Source organism: Frankia sp. R82 (assembly GCF_023716925.1).
Classification (GTDB): domain Bacteria; phylum Actinomycetota; class Actinomycetes; order Frankiales; family Frankiaceae; genus Frankia.
This window is the reverse complement of sequence record NZ_JAMQQG010000303.1, coordinates 1-16632: the sequence shown is the minus strand read 5'-3', so window position 1 is coordinate 16632 and position 16632 is coordinate 1. Positions and strand designations below refer to the sequence as shown.

The 16632-nt window shown below is 70.8% G+C and carries 14 protein-coding genes; 8 read left to right on the top strand and 6 right to left on the bottom strand.

The genetic code is table 11. From position 1 onward, the window contains the following. Positions 1–144: 144 nt before the first annotated feature. From ND747_RS24400 to ND747_RS24380, 5 genes are all read right to left on the bottom strand, one after another. A complete protein-coding gene (locus tag ND747_RS24400) occupies positions 145–579 on the bottom strand; it encodes a hypothetical protein (protein WP_251736525.1) in 435 nt (144 codons plus the stop codon). A gap of 207 nt (positions 580–786) precedes the next feature. Continuing rightward, complete coding sequence (locus tag ND747_RS24395) at positions 787–1035, bottom strand: hypothetical protein (protein ID WP_251736524.1); 249 nt, start codon at positions 1033–1035, stop codon at positions 787–789. A 211-nt stretch (positions 1036–1246) separates the two neighbouring features. Then, positions 1247–1813 carry a hypothetical protein gene (locus ND747_RS24390; protein WP_251736523.1) on the bottom strand — a complete coding sequence of 189 codons (567 nt, stop codon included), beginning with the start codon at positions 1811–1813 and terminating at the stop codon, positions 1247–1249. Further along, positions 1810–2331 (bottom strand): hypothetical protein, encoded by a 522-nt coding sequence (locus ND747_RS24385; RefSeq protein ID WP_251736522.1) that lies wholly within the window; start codon positions 2329–2331, stop codon positions 1810–1812. Before ND747_RS24385 ends, ND747_RS24390 begins: the two co-directional genes overlap by 4 nt. A gap of 424 nt (positions 2332–2755) precedes the next feature. Continuing rightward, positions 2756–3037 carry a hypothetical protein gene (locus ND747_RS24380; RefSeq protein WP_251736521.1) on the bottom strand — a complete coding sequence of 94 codons (282 nt, stop codon included), beginning with the start codon at positions 3035–3037 and terminating at the stop codon, positions 2756–2758. Between the two features lie 1259 nt (positions 3038–4296). On the opposite strand from ND747_RS24380, the gene ND747_RS24375 reads away from it, so the two are divergent. From ND747_RS24375 to ND747_RS24350, 6 genes are all read left to right on the top strand, one after another. Further along, positions 4297–4725 carry a helix-turn-helix transcriptional regulator gene (locus ND747_RS24375; RefSeq protein WP_251736520.1) on the top strand — a complete coding sequence of 143 codons (429 nt, stop codon included), beginning with the start codon at positions 4297–4299 and terminating at the stop codon, positions 4723–4725. A 100-nt stretch (positions 4726–4825) separates the two neighbouring features. Next, positions 4826–7324 carry a serine/threonine-protein kinase gene (locus ND747_RS24370; RefSeq protein WP_251736519.1) on the top strand — a complete coding sequence of 833 codons (2499 nt, stop codon included), beginning with the start codon at positions 4826–4828 and terminating at the stop codon, positions 7322–7324. Between the two features lie 395 nt (positions 7325–7719). Further along, positions 7720–8385 carry a response regulator transcription factor gene (locus ND747_RS24365; RefSeq protein WP_251736518.1) on the top strand — a complete coding sequence of 222 codons (666 nt, stop codon included), beginning with the start codon at positions 7720–7722 and terminating at the stop codon, positions 8383–8385. Between the two features lies 1 nt (position 8386). Next, the gene (locus ND747_RS24360) at positions 8387–10471 is read left to right on the top strand and encodes an ATP-binding protein (protein WP_251736517.1); all 2085 of its coding nucleotides are present in this window, start codon (positions 8387–8389) and stop codon (positions 10469–10471) included. Next, positions 10468–11406: a TAXI family TRAP transporter solute-binding subunit gene (locus ND747_RS24355; protein ID WP_251736516.1), complete on the top strand. Its 939-nt coding sequence runs from the start codon at positions 10468–10470 to the stop codon at positions 11404–11406. Before ND747_RS24360 ends, ND747_RS24355 begins: the two co-directional genes overlap by 4 nt. A gap of 233 nt (positions 11407–11639) precedes the next feature. Continuing rightward, positions 11640–12116 (top strand): pilus assembly protein TadG-related protein, encoded by a 477-nt coding sequence (locus tag ND747_RS24350; RefSeq protein WP_251736515.1) that lies wholly within the window; start codon positions 11640–11642, stop codon positions 12114–12116. On the opposite strand, the gene ND747_RS24345 is transcribed toward ND747_RS24350, so the two are convergent. After that, complete coding sequence (locus ND747_RS24345) at positions 12058–13359, bottom strand: hypothetical protein (RefSeq protein WP_251736514.1); 1302 nt, start codon at positions 13357–13359, stop codon at positions 12058–12060. The genes ND747_RS24350 and ND747_RS24345 overlap by 59 nt on opposite strands. Positions 13360–14152: 793 nt before the next feature. On the opposite strand from ND747_RS24345, the gene prfB reads away from it, so the two are divergent. Continuing rightward, positions 14153–15253 (top strand): peptide chain release factor 2, encoded by a 1101-nt coding sequence (gene prfB / locus ND747_RS24340; RefSeq protein WP_251736513.1) that lies wholly within the window; start codon positions 14153–14155, stop codon positions 15251–15253. Positions 15254–15816: 563 nt separating this feature from the next. Next, positions 15817–16632: polysaccharide deacetylase family protein (locus ND747_RS24335; RefSeq protein WP_285901058.1), on the top strand; the 816-nt coding region annotated here is incomplete at its 3' end.

Genomic DNA, 16632 nt, shown 5'->3' with positions numbered 1-16632 from the left:
CCGTAAACGCGACCGGCGCCTTCGAGGGGTGGCGGTGTCCTTCCGTGGACGAGTCCGAGGCCAATTCCCGTAACCGGCCTGTCTCGGAGAGAAGGCATGGGCTGTTGCCGTTCCACCGGCCTCGGTTCGCCGGCCGTCATCAGGTCACGGCCCGCCGCTGAGCACGTAGGGTACATAGCGACCTTCAGCGTTGCGCAGATAAATCACCATGGCGCAGGGGAGGGGCGAGCCCCCGGTTCGGGCCTGCTCCGGACGTGGGTTGGCATACACGGGCTGCCCGAGACCACCGAAACCGTGACGACCGATGCGCCGTATGGGCGTGCCATCGGCTTCCTCGGCTTTGGCCAACGTGAGTGGTGGGCCCGGTCCGGTGTAGTGGCGGTCGCAGTACGACACGTGGTCCGGCAGGCTTGACGGCCAGGGCCAGGCTCGAAATCTGACCCGGTACCAGCCGGTGAAGATCGCTGCAGTGGCCAGCAGGACGGCCAGCACCACCGCGAGAAGGCTGACCGCCGAACGCCGCGCCGGCCATCCTCGCGATCGGCCAGGCCCGGACCGTGTGATGCCCAGATCGGTCACGAGGCCACTCCAGGAGAATGAGGATCCAGCCGGAAGTCGATTGTAACCGGCGCCGTTGGGCCGCGGAAACGACGCGGGTCCGCATCTGATGAAACGTGAACGCATACCGCTGGCATGGCAGCGTGACCGGGGGACCGCAGCTACGACCTTCGAGACAGCTCTGTGACGGCAGTCTCACCATCTCCCGGCCGCTCTACCACCGACTATTCATCCGCCGTTGTTGTGTCGCCCGATCAGGCTGACACCAACGAAACAACCAAGGCGTTCACCGAGGCGTTCGATGCTGCCCGAAACGTCGACGACGGGCTGGCACGCGTCGAGAACGGCGCGGTCTACCACGACATGACGGCCCGCTTCTCCCAGCGTTTTCCCGGGCGCCCTCGGAAGCCTTCGGATACGCCTGGAGAACATCATGATGCAGGCCGCCGCCGATGTCAGTGCCACGATCATCATCAACCACAATGACCCTGCTCTCGGCCGTTCCTGGGGGTACCAGATCGGCCGGGGAGTGACAGTCGTCCGTATATGTGGCCGCTGGTTGGTGAGTGCCGACACGTATGCCTTCCTCGCCGGTTCTGCCTGACGCGCGCTTGACCTGCATCGTTTCCTCTGCCGACCCGCATCTGGATCTGACTGTCTGCTGAATGGCGACGTTCGGCGTTGGTCTTCAGCCTTGCACCGGTGTTCCCGGCGGACGCGCGCGCATGGCAGCGGCGCGCAGGTCGTCGCCGGGAACCACCACCGCACCGGTCAGCCCGGGCATGCTGACCTCCACCACCACATCGCCCACAACGGGCAACGCGGTGACCCGGTAGTCGACATGTGATCGTCCAAAGGTCCCCCGCGCTCCCATCCGTCGCGCCCGACCAGGCATCGGGGGCAGCGCTGGCAGCGTGACCGAACACTCGACGATCTCGATCGCCGCCTCCGGCTCAGGTCGGTACATCTCCAGCATCTGCTCGAGCGTCCCGGTAGCGCGAAGTGCCGCGACCTCCTCGCGCGTCGAGGGAAATATCGCCCCGATACCGAGGACCAGCAGTCGAAAATCAAACATGTGCGGCCACACCCGCAGGCCGCCCAGCACGACGGCGGCGCCAGCGCTCTCGGCCACCACGGTCTGGAAGGCGATGCCTGCCGGGATCAACGGTGCAGGTGTCATCGTCGCGAGATCGCCGTCGTTCCGGGTTACCGGGCGTTCCCGGTTCGCTCCAGACGGGCCGTAGGCAAGGATCATGGGAATCTCCGCTCCGGTGCGCCAACCGGTCTGGCCGTGGCGGCCGCTTCGCGCAGTGCCTGGCCGGGAAGTACAGCGGTACCGGTCAGCCCGTCAAAGGTCAGCAAACAGATAGCATCCCCGGTCGGCGGCAGCGGGCGCACCCAGATACCAGCGGTAGTCTCGCCCAGCGAGGATCGGCACCAGGGAACGCGGACGCGGGGAAATGTCGTCCCCGCGGCGAGACCAGGCATTTTGATCTCGCACCGTAGTGCCGGGTGCGCTGGCATTGAGCTTGCTTCTGATCGAAGCTCGTTCTGCGCCCTGGCTGAAATGCGGGCCGCGTGCTGGTGCGGCGAAAAAACGTGGAGGACTGGCAGCCCGAGGGCATAAAGATCGAACTCGAATCCCGCCGGTTGCGCGTGTATCCGATCGAGGATGACCGTCAGGTTCTTGCTTTCCATGGCGACGGCGAAGAACTCCACGTTGCCCGGTATGAGATCGATGGCCGGGCTGGGTAAATCCGGGGTATGGCTCACTTTGAAGATCGTATCCTGGGTCGTGAATCCCTGGCAAGCCCGACCTCCCTCATGATCTCGCCATGTGCAGGTCCGGCATCCGACTCCGCCAGCCGACACATCATCGGTGCATCACGCAGGATCGCGATGGCATCCTCAAGGCGTTCCAGATCATCGGCGGTCAGCAGTTCGATGAGCGTGAACCTCCGGCTGGGTGTTGACGTACGGGTGCCTGGTCTAAGCGTAGTGCAGGTGCATTCCGTTGTTAGGTGGCCGGCCGGTCGGTCCCACCGTTCGGCGACCGGCTGGGTACATGGGGCGTGTGCCGATCACCGCGAGCCGTCGAGTACTCTCCCGGGTCCAAGCTGAATACGGGGGGAAACATGGGGGAGATGCGTCCGCCGTCGGGCCGTTCTGGCTACGACCGGCTGATGGCTACGTTGGATCAACGGATGATCGGTTTCGTGCGCCGGCTGACCGGACGCCGGATCGCCGTCGGAGTGGCCCTGTCCGTCGCGCTGCTGGTGGTTGTCGGACTGCTGGTTCCGTCGCCGAAGAAGCCGGCAGATGCCACGGTGGCGGGGGCCGCTGTGGCGCCGCTTGCGGCGGCGACCAGCGTGTCCCCGAGCCCGGCGTTCCAGCCGGTGAGCGCCTCGCCGACGGACGGTACGTCACTCGCTTCGAGCCCGTCACTCACGCCGTTGCCGGTCGCGACCGTGGCGGTCACGGTCCCGTCTGCCGTTGCTCCGCCAGGGCATGCTGTACCGACGCAGCGTCCGGTTGCCCAGAACCGGACGGTGGCCGCGGCAGCGCCTACACCTGCGACCCGCGCTGCACCTCCGGCTCAGTCGGCGGCACCTCCGGTTCAGGCGGCGGGACCTCCGGCTCAAGGTGCGGCACCGGCTCAGGCGGCGGCACCTCCGGCTCAAGCGCCGGCACCGGCTGCCGCTGCCGCGCCTGTGAACAACCCGCCACCACAGACAGCCGCGGCCCCGGCCTGCCGTCCTCGCTCCAAGGCCGGAAACTGTTACCAGGCGGGTCAGTACTGCGCCAACTCCGATCACGGTGTGAGCGGCATCGCCGGCAACGGTGTGGCGACCATCTGCGCGGAAAACAATGGCTGGCGGTGGATCCGGGCATAGCAAGTGTCCCGCCTCGGTCCGTGATCGCGAGGGTTTACGTCCGTCCGGTTTCAAGCCGGCTTCCGCCCGTGCCGTCGGGACCAGGTAAGTCGATTCCTACATTGGCGTCAGAAGTAAGGCCGACAGTACCTGCGCCATCGTCGTGTACAGCTCGGTATGCACGCTCACCCCTCTTCGTCGGCCCGTCCGTACGACGGGCCTGTCCGCACGCCGTCCGGAGCTGAGGGAACAAGAGGAACGACCCACCGGAACCGGGCGGTGTAGACAGCCGGACCAGGGTCTGTCGCCTGAAGGTCGGCGGCCTGCTCCCGACGACCACATCGTCGAGGACTTCTGTGTTCGCCGATCCTGCCGAGGCTTAGTGAAGGATCCAGGACCTCGTTTCTTCACTAAGCCTCGGCAAGATGCGGTCGAGGTGTCTTGGGGAGATGCGGTCGAGGCCTCGGGTCAGTCCGCGATCGGATCCGAGCGGAAGGGATCCGCGGTGGGGCTGTTCGGGCTGTCTCCGCGCCAGCGCGCCATGGCCATGGCCATGGGATCGAGTCGGGAGTCCTGTGGTCGCGGTTTGTCGCGTCAACGGCGGCTTGGTAGCCGGTCTCGGCCGCGGCGCCGGGGCCGGTCGTGGTGCCCGCCGCCGGAACATCGGGCCGATCGGAAGCGAAGAGCGTTGGAGGGGCGGAGGCAACGGTGTGCCGGGTTCTGGGCTGTCCGGGGATGGCGCACGCCAGGGTTCTGGTGTGGAACGGGCGTCCGTGCGGATAAAATCGGTGCGACGCGTGGTCGGGATACAGGGGACAGCTGTCTACGGGGGGTGGCTGGCCGGGTACGCGCCAAGGAGATGAGCATGGCTCGACCGGAGCGTCCGCTTTCCACCGTGCCCGGCCCGGTCCGCGACTTCGCGGCAGCGCTGCGCGAACTGCGCCAGCAGGCCGGGGCGATCCCTTATCGGCAGCTGGCGAAGGCCGCCCATTTCTCGCCGGCGCATCTTGCCCGCGCGGCGGACGGCCGGGCGTTGCCGCGCTGGGAGGTGGCCAGCGCCTACGTCCGTGCCTGCGGCGGCGATGTGGACGAGTGGCAGCAGCGGTGGCGGGCGGCGAGTGCTGTGGCGCAGGCGCAGGCGCAGGCGCAGGCGCAGCGCGCGTCCGCCATGGTGCTGCGGGTGCCGCAGATGCGGTCTGCTGACGTGGCTTCTCGCTGTTCAGGGCAGGTGGCAACCGCTCGTCGGCTCGCTCCTGCGCGGTCGGTGTCTCCGGTGTCGACTGCCACCGGATAGGAAGGCGGTCGGGGCACCGTAGACTCACCGCTTGTGCTGGGAGGAAAAGGCACAACAGCGGCGTTTGTCCGCGTGCGTCACTTCTGTTCGGGTGGCTGTTGTGCTGGTTGATCGGGCGCAGATCGCGGCGGCGCTACCCGGCTACGAACTGGGCGACCAGATCGGCTCGGGTGGCTTCGGACTCGTGCTCGCGGGCTGGCAGACCAGTCTGCAGCGTGATGTGGCCATCAAGGTGCTGGCTGCGGGCAGCAACTCGAGGTCCGAGGCCGCGGCCTCCGCGGAGGCCCGCATTCTCGCCGGGCTCGACCATCCGCACATCGTGCGGGTGTTCGACTACCGGGAGGCCGAGGGGCTGCGGCTGATCGTGATGGAGCGGCTGGCCGGGGGCACGCTTGCCGAGCGCGGGGCGGAGCTTGGCCCGGACGGGGTCTGTGCCGTCGGGCTGGCCGTCGCGGATGCTCTGAGCTGCGCACATGGCAAGGGCGTGCTACACCGCGACATCAAGCCGGACAACGTCATGTTCGACGCGTCCGGTCTGTTGAAGGTGGTCGACTTCGGCATCGCGAAGCTCGTCGGCGCCACGCCGGTCACTGCGAGCGCGGTGGTGGGCACACCACTGTTCATGGCGCCTGAGCAGGTGGCCGGCGGTCGCATCGGCCCTGCCACCGACCTGTACGGGCTCGCTATGGTGCTGCACAACCTGCTGACCGGCTATCCGGGTCATCCGGGTGGTCCGGACCGTCTGGCTGAGGCCGAGACCCGTGCGGCGGGGTTGCCGTCACCGAGCCTGCTGCAGCCCGGCCTGGTCCCGCCGAGCCGGTCTTCGCCGTGGTCGGCCCCCGAGCCGTTGCCGGCCGCGCGGCCGATCATGCCCGGGCCACTGCCGGTCGAGGTACCGGCGTCGGTCGGGGAGGTGGTGTTCGCGGCTCTGGCGGCCGATCCGGCGGATCGGCCGGACTCGGCGCATGTCTTCGCGCTCGCTTTGGCCCGGGCGGCCGCCGACGCCTACGGTCCGGCCTGGATCGCCCGGTCCGGGATACCGATCAGGCTGCGGGACGACGTTCGAGCAGTCGCCGAGCGGCCGTCCAGACTGCACTGGGTCTCCCTGCCGAAGAGCGAGGCGCCCGAGCCACCTTCGGAGTCGGTCCGGGGTGGTGCCGGCGCCGCCAACCCGCCGCAACCACCGGTGTCGGCGGCGGGGCGGTCGGCACCAGGCCCGGACCCGGGATCGGGGCTGGGGTCGGGGCTGGGGTCGGAGCTGGGGTCGGAATCGGGACGGCCGGCACCGGCGCCAGTGGTGCCGCGGTCGGCATCGGCGCGGCTGCGATCGGCATCAGCGAAACCGCCAGCAGGATCGCCATCGCCACCTCGGACCCCGATGGCACCGGCCGGACGTGGGATGGACAATGCGGCGGCGGCGGCGGCAGCAGCGGCGGGTGGTGGTGTCGGCGCGCGGCGGCGGGCTGGCGCCAGGGCGCGGCGGCGCCGGATCAGCCGCCGCTGGGCGGTCCGTGGAGCGGCTTCTGCCGCGGCGGTCGGGCTGGTCGTCACGGGGGTTCTGCTGCTGCTCGGAGCCGGCGAGCGGGGCGGCGGTTCGGGGCCGCAGGCGGTCCGGCCGGTCGGCAGTCCGCTGACCGGCCACACGAACTGGGTGGCGGCGCTGGCGTTCGCGCCGGACGGCCACACGATGGCCAGCGGTAGCAAGGACGGCACCGTGCGGCTGTGGGATGTGCGTGACCCGGAGCATCCGCGTTTTCTCGCCTCGACCTCCCCGCCTACCGCCGGGGTGCTCGGCGTCGCCCTCTCGCCGCAGGGCGGCGTCCTCGCGCTCACCAACTGGGATGGCACGGAACAGCTGTGGGATGTGCATGATCCGTCTCATCCGGTTCTGCTGCCGGCGAGTTTCCCGCGCAGCCCCGCCTCGCTGAGCTGGGTCACGTTCAACGCGGACGGCCAGCGGCTGATCGACGGAACCAGGGACGGAGTCGTCCGCTACTGGGATGTGACCGACCTGCGTCGTCCACGTCTGCTCAGCCGGCTGTCCGCGGGCAGCTCGCCGGTTGACTGGGTACGCCAGACCGTCGATCCGCTCGGCGCCTACCTGATCAGCTCGAGCAGCGACGGGAACAACCAGCGGGTCAGGGTGTGGTGGATGACCACCGAGCCCGAGCCCAGCCGGATCGGCGACCTGCCAACCGGGCACTCGGGCCCCGTCTACGGCCTGGCGATGTCGCCGGACCTGCGTACCCTGGCCACCGGTAGCAAGGACACCACCATCCGGTTGTGGGACATGACCGATCCGAGTGCGCCGCACCCGCTCGGTCCACCGTTGCGCGGCCACAGCAGCTCGGTGTGGTCGCTGGCCTTCGCTCCGAACGGCAGGCTGCTGGCCAGTGGCAGCTTCGACAACACGGTGCGGCTGTGGGATCTCAGCGACCGGTCGGTCCCTCGGCCCCTCGGTGGTCCGCTGACCGGCCACTCCGACTTTGTGCAGGCGGTGGCCTTCGCGCCGGACGGTCGCCTGCTCGCCACCGGCAGCCGGGACGGCACGATCCGGCTCTGGCGCGTCCCGCACCTTCCCGCCGCCCAGAACCGCTGATCGGACTGCTGGCTGCCCAGACTCCTTGCTGGGCGGGAAGGTTGTGCGTCCTCCTCGGTCGGGCTCGTTCGCGTGCTCGTACCCGGTGAGCGATGGGGGGTGTGCGGGTCGTCGCGGACGGCTGCGGACGGCGTCGCGGTTGCCGCTCCGGCCACGCACTGTGGCTGTTCGCCGCGATCTTTTGCTTGTAGTGGGTGTGGAGTGGGCTGGGGTCGGGCTGTCGGATCTTTCGGTGGGGCCCAGGGAATGCGAAGAAGCGGTAGCCACAACGTGGCGGTGACCAGTGGGCGTTCTCCCCCGCCGGGCTTTCGCCCGCTGGTCCGGCCCCTGACGCACGTATCCAGGAGTGGAGGGGCTTCCGCGGCGGTTGCCGTGGCTGGAGGATCGAGGCGTCAATGCGTGTGTTGCTGGTCGAGGACGACCACGGCGTGGGTGGGGCGATCAAGGACGTGCTGGACTCCCGCGGCCATCCGGTCGAATGGGTGACCCGTGGGGCCGACGCATTGTTGCGGCACCGTGGTGCGGATCTGCTGCTGCTGGATCTGGGGCTGCCCGACATCAGCGGGCTGGAGGTACTGCGCCGGCTGCGCCGGCTGGCCGCCACCCCGATTCTGGTCCTGACGGCGTCGGGCACCGACGAGCGCGACATCGTCCGCGGCCTGCGGCTCGGTGCCGACGACTACCTGCTCAAACCGGTCCGGATGGACGAACTGCTGGCCCGGATGGAGGCGGTGCTGCGCCGCGCCCAGCGCGACGAGGGGATTCCGGCGATCAGCCGGGTGCGGGTCGGCGGCATCGACATCGACCTGGACACCCACCTGGTCACGGTCGCCGGTGAGGAGGTGGTGCTGACCCGGATCGAGTTCGAGATCCTCGCGGTACTGGCCCGTAAGGCGGGCACGGCCGTCAGCCGTGAGCAGCTGCTCGACGAGGTGTGGGGCGACGCGTACGTCGCCGTGTCGCGGACCTTCGACGTCCACCTGTCGAAGCTGCGCAAGAAGCTTGGCCGGCCGAGCCCGCTGCACAACATCCGCGGCTTCGGTTACCGGCTGGGCGACTGAGGTGCGTCGACGGCTGCTGATCGTGCTCATCGCGGCCGGGCTCGCGGCGCTGGCGGCCTTCGCCGTCCCGTTGCTCTACACCACCGCCGCCGAACGCACCGACCGGTTCGTCAGCCGGCGCACCGCCGACATGAACCGGTTCGCCGAGCTCGCCGTGACCGGTTCGGACCAGCTCGAACCGGAGATCGACGCGCACGCCGATCTGTACGGTGACGCCGTCGCCGTCGTCGACGCGGCCGGCCATCCGATCGTGCGCCGCGGCGACCTGCTGGACGGCCCCGAGGTGGCCCGGGCGATCGACGCGGCGCTGCGCAACCAGCGTCAGGCCAGCCTGCCCGACCTGCGGCCCTGGTCAGGCGGCCGGGTGGTGTTCGCGCGTCCCGTCGGCAACGGCATCGAGGTGTCCGGCGCGGTGCTGCTGCTGAGCAGCCGGGACCAGGCCGCCAGCGACGTCGGACGGGTCTGGGAGCACGTCCTGTTCGGCGTGCTCGCCGTCGCCGCCCTGTTCGCCACGCTGATCCTGCTGCTCGTGCGCTGGGTGCTGCGCCCCATCACCCAGCTCGAACACGGCCTGCGCGCCGTCGGCAAGGGCGTGCACAGCGCCTATGTCCCCCCGCAGCAGGGGCCGTCCGAGGTGCGTACGCTGCTCACGTCGTTCAACCGGATGGCGGACGCGGTCACCGAGTCCGCCCGACGCCAGCGTGCCCTCATCGACGACACCTCCCACCAGCTGCGCAACCCGCTGATGGCGATGCGGCTGCGGATGGACACCCTCGCCGACCGGCTGCCCGCCGACGCCCGCGGCACCTACACGTCCATGGTCGCCGAGGCCGGTCGGCTGCAGGTGCTGCTCGACGGCATGCGCGCCCTCGCCGTCGCCGACGCCGCCGCCACCGAACTCGCCGCGCACCCCCCGCCCGACGTGACCTGCGACGCGGCCACCATCACCCGCGACCGGATCGAGTTCTGGACGACCGCCGCCCGCGCCCGCGGCGTCGTGCTCGTCGACCGCACCCCGCCCGGGCCCATCCCCCTGCGCTGCACGGACACCGACCTGGAGCAGATCGTGGACGTGCTGATCGACAACGCCATCAAGTACGCCCCGCGCAGCACCGTGACCGTGACCGTCGGCGCCCGCTGGCCCGCCGCCCGCGGCCGGATCACCGTCACCGACAACGGCCCCGGCGTCCCCGAGTCGGAACTCCCGCACCTGACCGAACGTTTCCGCCGTGGCCGGTCACCTGCCCACGCGGACGTCGCTCCCGGCGGCCGCCCGGATGACCCGGAGATCGCCACCGGCTCCGGCCTCGGTCTCGCGATCGCCGAACGGCTGACCACCAACCACGGCGGACGCCTCATCCTCTCCCGGGTGTCGCCGCACGGCCTGGCCGTCGACGTCGATCTGCCGGCCGGCCCCCGACCAGTCCCGCGCCCCCCCTCGACGACCTCCGGCTCCGACGGATCCGCCGACCGGCTGAACCTGGCCGACTCGATCCGTGCCGACACCACCCCCACGGTCCTGCTACCCGGCATGCGCCGCCGCCGCGCCCACCGTCGCACCATCCGCGAGACGAGCACCCCTGCCCGTCCCGCCGAGGCCACCCCGGCGCGGTCCACCCCGCATACGGCCACCCAGCGCCCCGCCAGCCAGCGCCCCGCCGCCCAGCGCCCCGGCATCCCGACTCCCGACACCGTCGGCATCCGGCGTCCCCCTGTGCCCGATTCCCCGGGTCCGCTCGCTCCTGACTCCTCGCGTCCCGGTGCCTCCGGTTTTCCGCGTCCGGCCGCCGGGCGCCCCGACCCGGCCGACCCGCAGGGCGCCGGCAGGTCCGGCGCGGCGCGGGCGGGAGTGGCGCTCACCCCCGAGGCCGATGTCCCGTCCCGTCGAGACGGGACGGCCGCGGGTCCAGACGGGCGCACGGCGTCGCGCACGGGCCTCTCCGCCACGCCGGAGGCGGACGTCCCAACCGGACGTGACGGCAGCCGGGACGAGAACGGCCGGCCGCCTCGATCGACCGCGGCCGACGGGGCGCCCGACCACGACCCGGCACCGGGCTCGGACGGAACGCGGGGACCGGCGACATGACCGTCTCGCGGCGAAAGGTGCTGCTCGGGGGCGCGCTTGGCGCGGCCAGCCTCGTGACCGGGGGGCTCACCGCGGCCTGCGGACGGTCCGACCACACGATCTCGATCGCGGCCGGCGAACCGGACGGGTTCTACATCGAGTTCGCGAACCTGCTCCGCCCGCTGCTGGACGCCCGGGTCATCCCGACACTCGGCAGTGTGCAGAACATCCGGGCTGTGGCCGCCGGCACCGCCGACCTCGGACTCGCCCTCACCGACTCCCTGGACGCCGCCCGCACCGGCGCCCCGGCCTTCGGCGGTCGTCCGATGACGCTGTATGCGCTCGGGCGGGTCTACGAGAACTACATGCAGCTTGTCGTTCGTGCCGACAGCCCGGTGCGGACGCTCACCGATCTGGCCGGCCGGGCGGTGTCACTCGGTGCCAACGGCTCCGGCGCGGCGCTGTTCGGCGAGCGACTGTTCGCCACCGCCGGTGTGCAACTCGGTCAGTACCGCCACCTGGCCCTCACCGACGCCGTCAGTGCCCTGCGCGACAACATGATCGACGCGATGCTGTGGTCCGGCGGCGTGCCGACCGCGGTGCTCGCCGAGGCCGACCGCGCCTGGGGTATCCGCCTGCTCGACCTCGGCAGCTACGTCCCCGCGCTGCGGGCGCGCTACGGCCGGTACTACAACGAGATCGCCCTGCCCGCCGGCATCTACCGCGCCGTCGGCTCCGTGCGCACCGTAGGCGTGCCGAACCTGCTGGTCACCGGCACGCACACGGACGACTCGGTGGTCCGCGACACCGTCCGCGTCCTCGTCGAACACGCCGGCCAGCTCGTCCCGTCCCAGGCTCGTGGCACCCAGTACCTCGACGTCGGCAATCTCATCAACACCGAACCGCTTCCCCTGCACCCCGCCGCCGCCGCCACCTACCGCGCCCTGCGCGGCTGACCCGCCCGCCCGCCCGGCCGGCTTCTGGCTTCGGTCCGGGAAAACAGGGTGCGATTCCTTGGACAACCCTTCACATTCGAGATCGATCCTCCGGCCGCACGGTCCGATCGATTCTTCCGGGATGCGATGATTCTGGTGGGTGTTTCGCTTGGGGGCGCCGTGTTCGCCTGGCGTGCTCGTGGGACGTCGGGTGGCGTCCTGCCGGGCGCCGCGGTTCGGGAGAGGGGAATCGCATGCCTGACCTGCGTACATGGCCGTGGAGTGGACGGACGGCACATCCGCAGCCATCGGACGGCGGGACGATTCTGATCCTGACCCTGGGTTATCTGATGGTGGCGGCGATGCTCGTCGTGGTGGTGACCGACGTGTCGGCGGTGTATCTGGCGCGGCGGTCGGTGGCGTCGGCGGCGGACGGCGCGGCGCTGGCCGCGGCGCAGCAGATCGACGAGAACGCCGTCTACACGGCTACGGGCTCGCTGGATCGGCTGCCGCTGAACGATATCGACGCGACCGTCCAGCAGTACCAGCGACAGGCCGACCCGAGCGGGCGCACATCCCTGGCCGCGGACCTTGTCGATGCGACGACGGTGCAGGTGGAGGGCACGCGGACGGTCGACCTGCCGGTGGTGGGGATGCTGGGGATCGGGCCGGTCACGGTCCGGGCCGGGGCCCAGGCACAGTCGGTGGTCCGCCGGCCCGGCGCACCATGACGCCCTGACCACGGTCGTTGTCGGCGTCGGAAGGGCCGGCGGTGACAGGGGCGGTGGAGGGGCGGGCACCGCTGGTGGCAGTGGAGAAGGCGGTGGCGGCGGTGGAGAAACCGGTGATCGTGGCGGTGGCCGGACCGCTGCCGAGGCCGAAGCGGGTGGCGAGGGTGGCGGCGGCCCGAGGGTCGGGATCGGGGTCGCGGTGCAGCCAGCAGGTGGTGGCGTCGACGAGGTCGTCGAGGCCTTCGCCGGTGCGCTGTTCGGACAGGGTGGAGACGTCCCGGACGAGGCGGGCGAGCCATTCGGCCGGGCGCTGCGCGGACAGACTCACGGCCTGTTCGGCGTGGTCGGCGGCCTCGTCCCGGTCGGGGAACTCGCGGGCCAGCGCCGCGCGGGCCTGGGCCATCCGGACCGAGACGACCATCCCGGTCTGGCCGGAGCCGCCGACCAGGGCCGCGGCGCGTTCCAGGTGGGGGGTGGCCTCGTCGGCGGCGCCGACGGTGGTGAGTGCCTCGGCGCAGGCGAGCGCGAGATCGGCGGGGGAGTAGGTCTCCAGGGCGAAGCCGGGGGTGCCGAAGGCGGTGTCGTCGAGACGTTCCATCGTCTGCCAGGCACGGGCGACGCCCTCGCGGACGCCGGCCGCGTCGCCGGTGGCGGCGTAGGCGCTGGTGACGACCTTGCCGGCGATCAGCGCGCGGGTGGCGCTGAGCCCGGAGATCCGGGCGGCGACCCCGGCGATCTGCAGGGCCACCGCCGGGCTGTGCGGACGGACCATCCGGGCCCGCAGGGCCAGGGCCCGGGCGGCGAGCGGACCGTCGCCGGCGGCCCGGGCGAGGGCCGCAGCCCGGTCGGCGCGTACGGCGGCGTCGGCGTGGCGGCCCCGGTCATAGGCGGTGGTGGCGGCGGCCGTCATGACCGCCGCGTGCAGGCGCATCCAGTCCAGGGCGGCGCGACCGCGCAGGCGGTGTCGACTGGGCACCGCCCGGGTCGCGTGCTCCAGTTCGACGAGTGCGGCGGCGGTCGCGGCGAGTTCGGTCGTCTCGTAGGCGCCGACGGCCGCGTCGAGCGCGGCGGCGCAGGAGTCGTGCAGCGCGGCGGGACGCTCGTCCGCCTGGCCGACGAGTTCGTGGTCGACGAGTTCGCGGTCGACGAGTTCGTGGCCGGCGGGACCGGAATCGGGCGGCCCGTAGCCAGTTGGTCCGGTGCCGTGCGGTCCATGGCCGGTGTGGCTGGCATCCATGCTCATGGTGCCCACCGCGAGACCGGTGGCGAGCAGAACTGCTCTTCGATCTGATCCTGATCCAGGAATCGGGTGGGACACGACGGCATCCTTCGCGGCTCGGTGGGAGCTGTCACGGCGCAGCGCGAAAACTGCGGACGGTGACCGGTAGGGGCCGGCTGTGCGGCCCGACGTGCGGCCACCGGGGCTAACGCGGCGGCCCGGCCGATCGGAGGGCAGGTGCTGGTTGCCATGGCAGCCTCCCTTGCGTCCCACGCGGAGCAGCGAACACACGCGCGAATTCGGCGCCGAGGTTCGCGACTGAAGATATCCTTTTTGTACTTCATATGCGGGTGTTCGTCGCGGCCGGCCCTGTGAACCAGATCTCTTCATGGAATGCGCTGGGCGCCGGGGCGCCGACCGCTTCGCGTGGACGGGCAGGGTAGTTGCGTAGTCGATTGTCCGTGGCGCGGGCTTCGGTTGGCCGAAATTCTCCCGGTGCGTCGTTTCATGTTTCGTCACGGTGTCGTCAGGGCGTTGCATGTTTCACGTGCGTGTTCTTTCACCACTGGCCACCACTGGCCGGCGGTGGCGCCGTGGCCGCGTCGGGCGGCCGGGTGGCGGCGACGATGGGTCCCGGGGTGAGCTGGGCGACCGGCGACCGGCGACCGGCGACAGGTGACCGGTGACCGGCGGCCCGGTGACCGGCGGCCCGTGGAGGGCGGCTGACGGTGGCGGGGGCCGTGGCCGGGTGGGACACGTCAGGGCTGCAAGATCAGGCCTTCGGTAGGTGTGCGATGGTCCCGGTAAGGTGACTGGCATGGCCGCCGACCTGTCCGAGGAGATCAAACAGCTCGATGCCACGCTCAGTGGCATCGAGTCCGTGCTCGACCTGGATGCGTTGCGCCGTCGCGCCGAGGAGCTCGAGCAGCAGGCGGCTGACCCGGATCTGTGGTCGGACCAGGATCGGGCGCAGGCGGTCACCCGCAAACTGTCCTCCACGAAGGGCGATCTGGCCCGGGTGGAGGGGCTGCGCAGCCGCCTGGACGACCTTGTCGCCGCCGTCGACCTCGGTGATGACGACCTGCTTGCCGAGGCCGCTGGCGACCTGCCCGCGCTCACCACGGACGTCTCCGCCCTCGAGGTGCGCACGCTGTTGTCCGGCGAGTACGACGAGCGGGACGCGATCGTCCAGCTCTCCGCCGGTGCCGGCGGCGTGGACGCCGCGGACTGGACGGCGATGCTGCTGCGGATGTACCTGCGCTGGGCGGAGCGGCACGGCTACGCCACCGAGGTCTTCGACACCTCCGAGGCGGAGGAGGCCGGCCTGAAGTCGGCGACCTTCCAGATCAAGGCGCCCTACGCCTACGGGACGCTGCGCAGCGAGCACGGCGTGCACCGGCTGGTGCGCATCTCCCCGTTCGACAACCAGAACCGCCGGCAGACGTCTTTTGCCGGCGTCGAGGTCACTCCGGTCGTCGAGCTGTCCGACCATGTCGATATCGATGACAAAGAACTGCGGATCGACATCTTCCGATCTTCCGGCCCGGGTGGCCAGGGGGTCAACACGACCGACTCCGCGGTCCGGATCACCCATCTCGCGACCGGGATCGTGGTCACCTGCCAGAACGAACGCAGCCAGCTGCAGAACAAGGCGGCAGCGATGATCGTCCTGCAGGCGAAGCTGCTCGAGCGGCGCCGGGCGGAAGAAGCCGCGGAAAAGGCCCGGATCACCGGCGGCCCGCAGGACGTCTCCTTCGGCTCGCAGATCCGCAACTACGTGCTGCACCCCTACCAGCTGGTCAAGGACCTGCGCACCGACACCGAGACCTCCAACACCGGCGGAGTTCTCGACGGCGAGCTCGACGCGTTCATCGACGCCGAGATCCGCTGGCGGCGTTCGGCGGAGAGCCAGGGGTGATCGTGCCCGGCGCCCCGCCCGCCCGGCGCCCGGCCACCCCGGGAGGTCGGCCGGGTGATTTCCCGTCGGAGCCGCGGGGCGGGCGCCACCATTCCTCGGCGAATTGGTCGTGAATTAACCGCTTTCGCGGTTCGGGGACGTATCTGTCGCCGCCATCCGGCGGAATTCCGGACAGTCGGGTTCTACTGCGGCACGCGGGTGTCCGGCCCCTGTGGGTGGGCGGTTCGGGGATCCCGTCGGGGCGCACCGGGCGGACCGGTCGAGACCATTGGCACGCCCGGTATGCGCGTGTAGAGTCCCGGAGTAGTTCGCGCACCGTTGGATGTTTAAACTTCGCTGGCTCCGTCCGGTTCGCGCGCTGCGGCGCCTGATGGGAACCCTTATGGGAAGCTTGTGGGAAGTGCGTCCGTGTCACCTGGTCGTCCACGATTGAGCACCATCGTCGCGGAGGGAGTCCGGTCTGTGTACCCCCAGTTCTGTACGCACCGGCATATACGCGGAAATGACCGGCCCAATCTGCGCATAGCTGCCGTCGTGGCGGGCAGGAAGCGACGGTGACCACCATGGCGACCGCGCTGCCCGGAGCCGACACCGGCCTGGCCGAGCCCACGCTTGCGACCCCGCTTCCCGTCCTCATGTACCACAGCGTGGGCGATTCGGTGAGCGCCGACTTCCGGCGCTGGGAGGTCCCGCCGGGCGCGTTCGCCGAGCAGCTCGGCGCGCTGGCCGCGAACGGCTATCACCTCACCGGCCTGACCGATGCGCTGGCCCATCCCGAACGCCGCCAGGTGGCCATCACCTTCGATGACGGCTTCGAGGACTTCGTCACCACCGCACTGCCCGCCCTGCAGACCGTCGGTGCCGGCGCCACCCTGTACGTCCCCACCGCCTACGCCGGGCGGCGCGCCTCCTGGCTCGACGAATACAGCGAGCGCAACCTGCCGCTGCTGGACTGGCCCGATCTCGCCGCCCTGGCCGGCGAAGGGGTCGAGCTGGGCTCGCACGGCCATCGCCACCTCGAGCTGGACGTCGTGCCCACCGCGCTCGCCCGCTACGACGTGACCGCCAGCCGGCGCGCCATCGAGGAGAACACCGGCCGCAGCCCGGACAGCTTCTCCTACCCGTTCGGATATCACTGCCCGTCGGTGCGCAGCGTCGTCGCCGCCGCCGGGTTCTGCTCCGCCTGCGAGATCGGCTACCGGCTGCATCAGCCCGTCCGGTCCCGGTTCGCGATCAGCCGTCTCGTGGTGGATCCCACCGCGGGCGCGGTCGAGATCCTGCGCCTGGTCGCCCAGGGGCATCGGGATGCCCTGGCCAGCGCCCGGCGCAGCCTGCGCTCCGGCTGGCGCGCCTACCGCGCCGCCCGCTGGCGCCTCGGC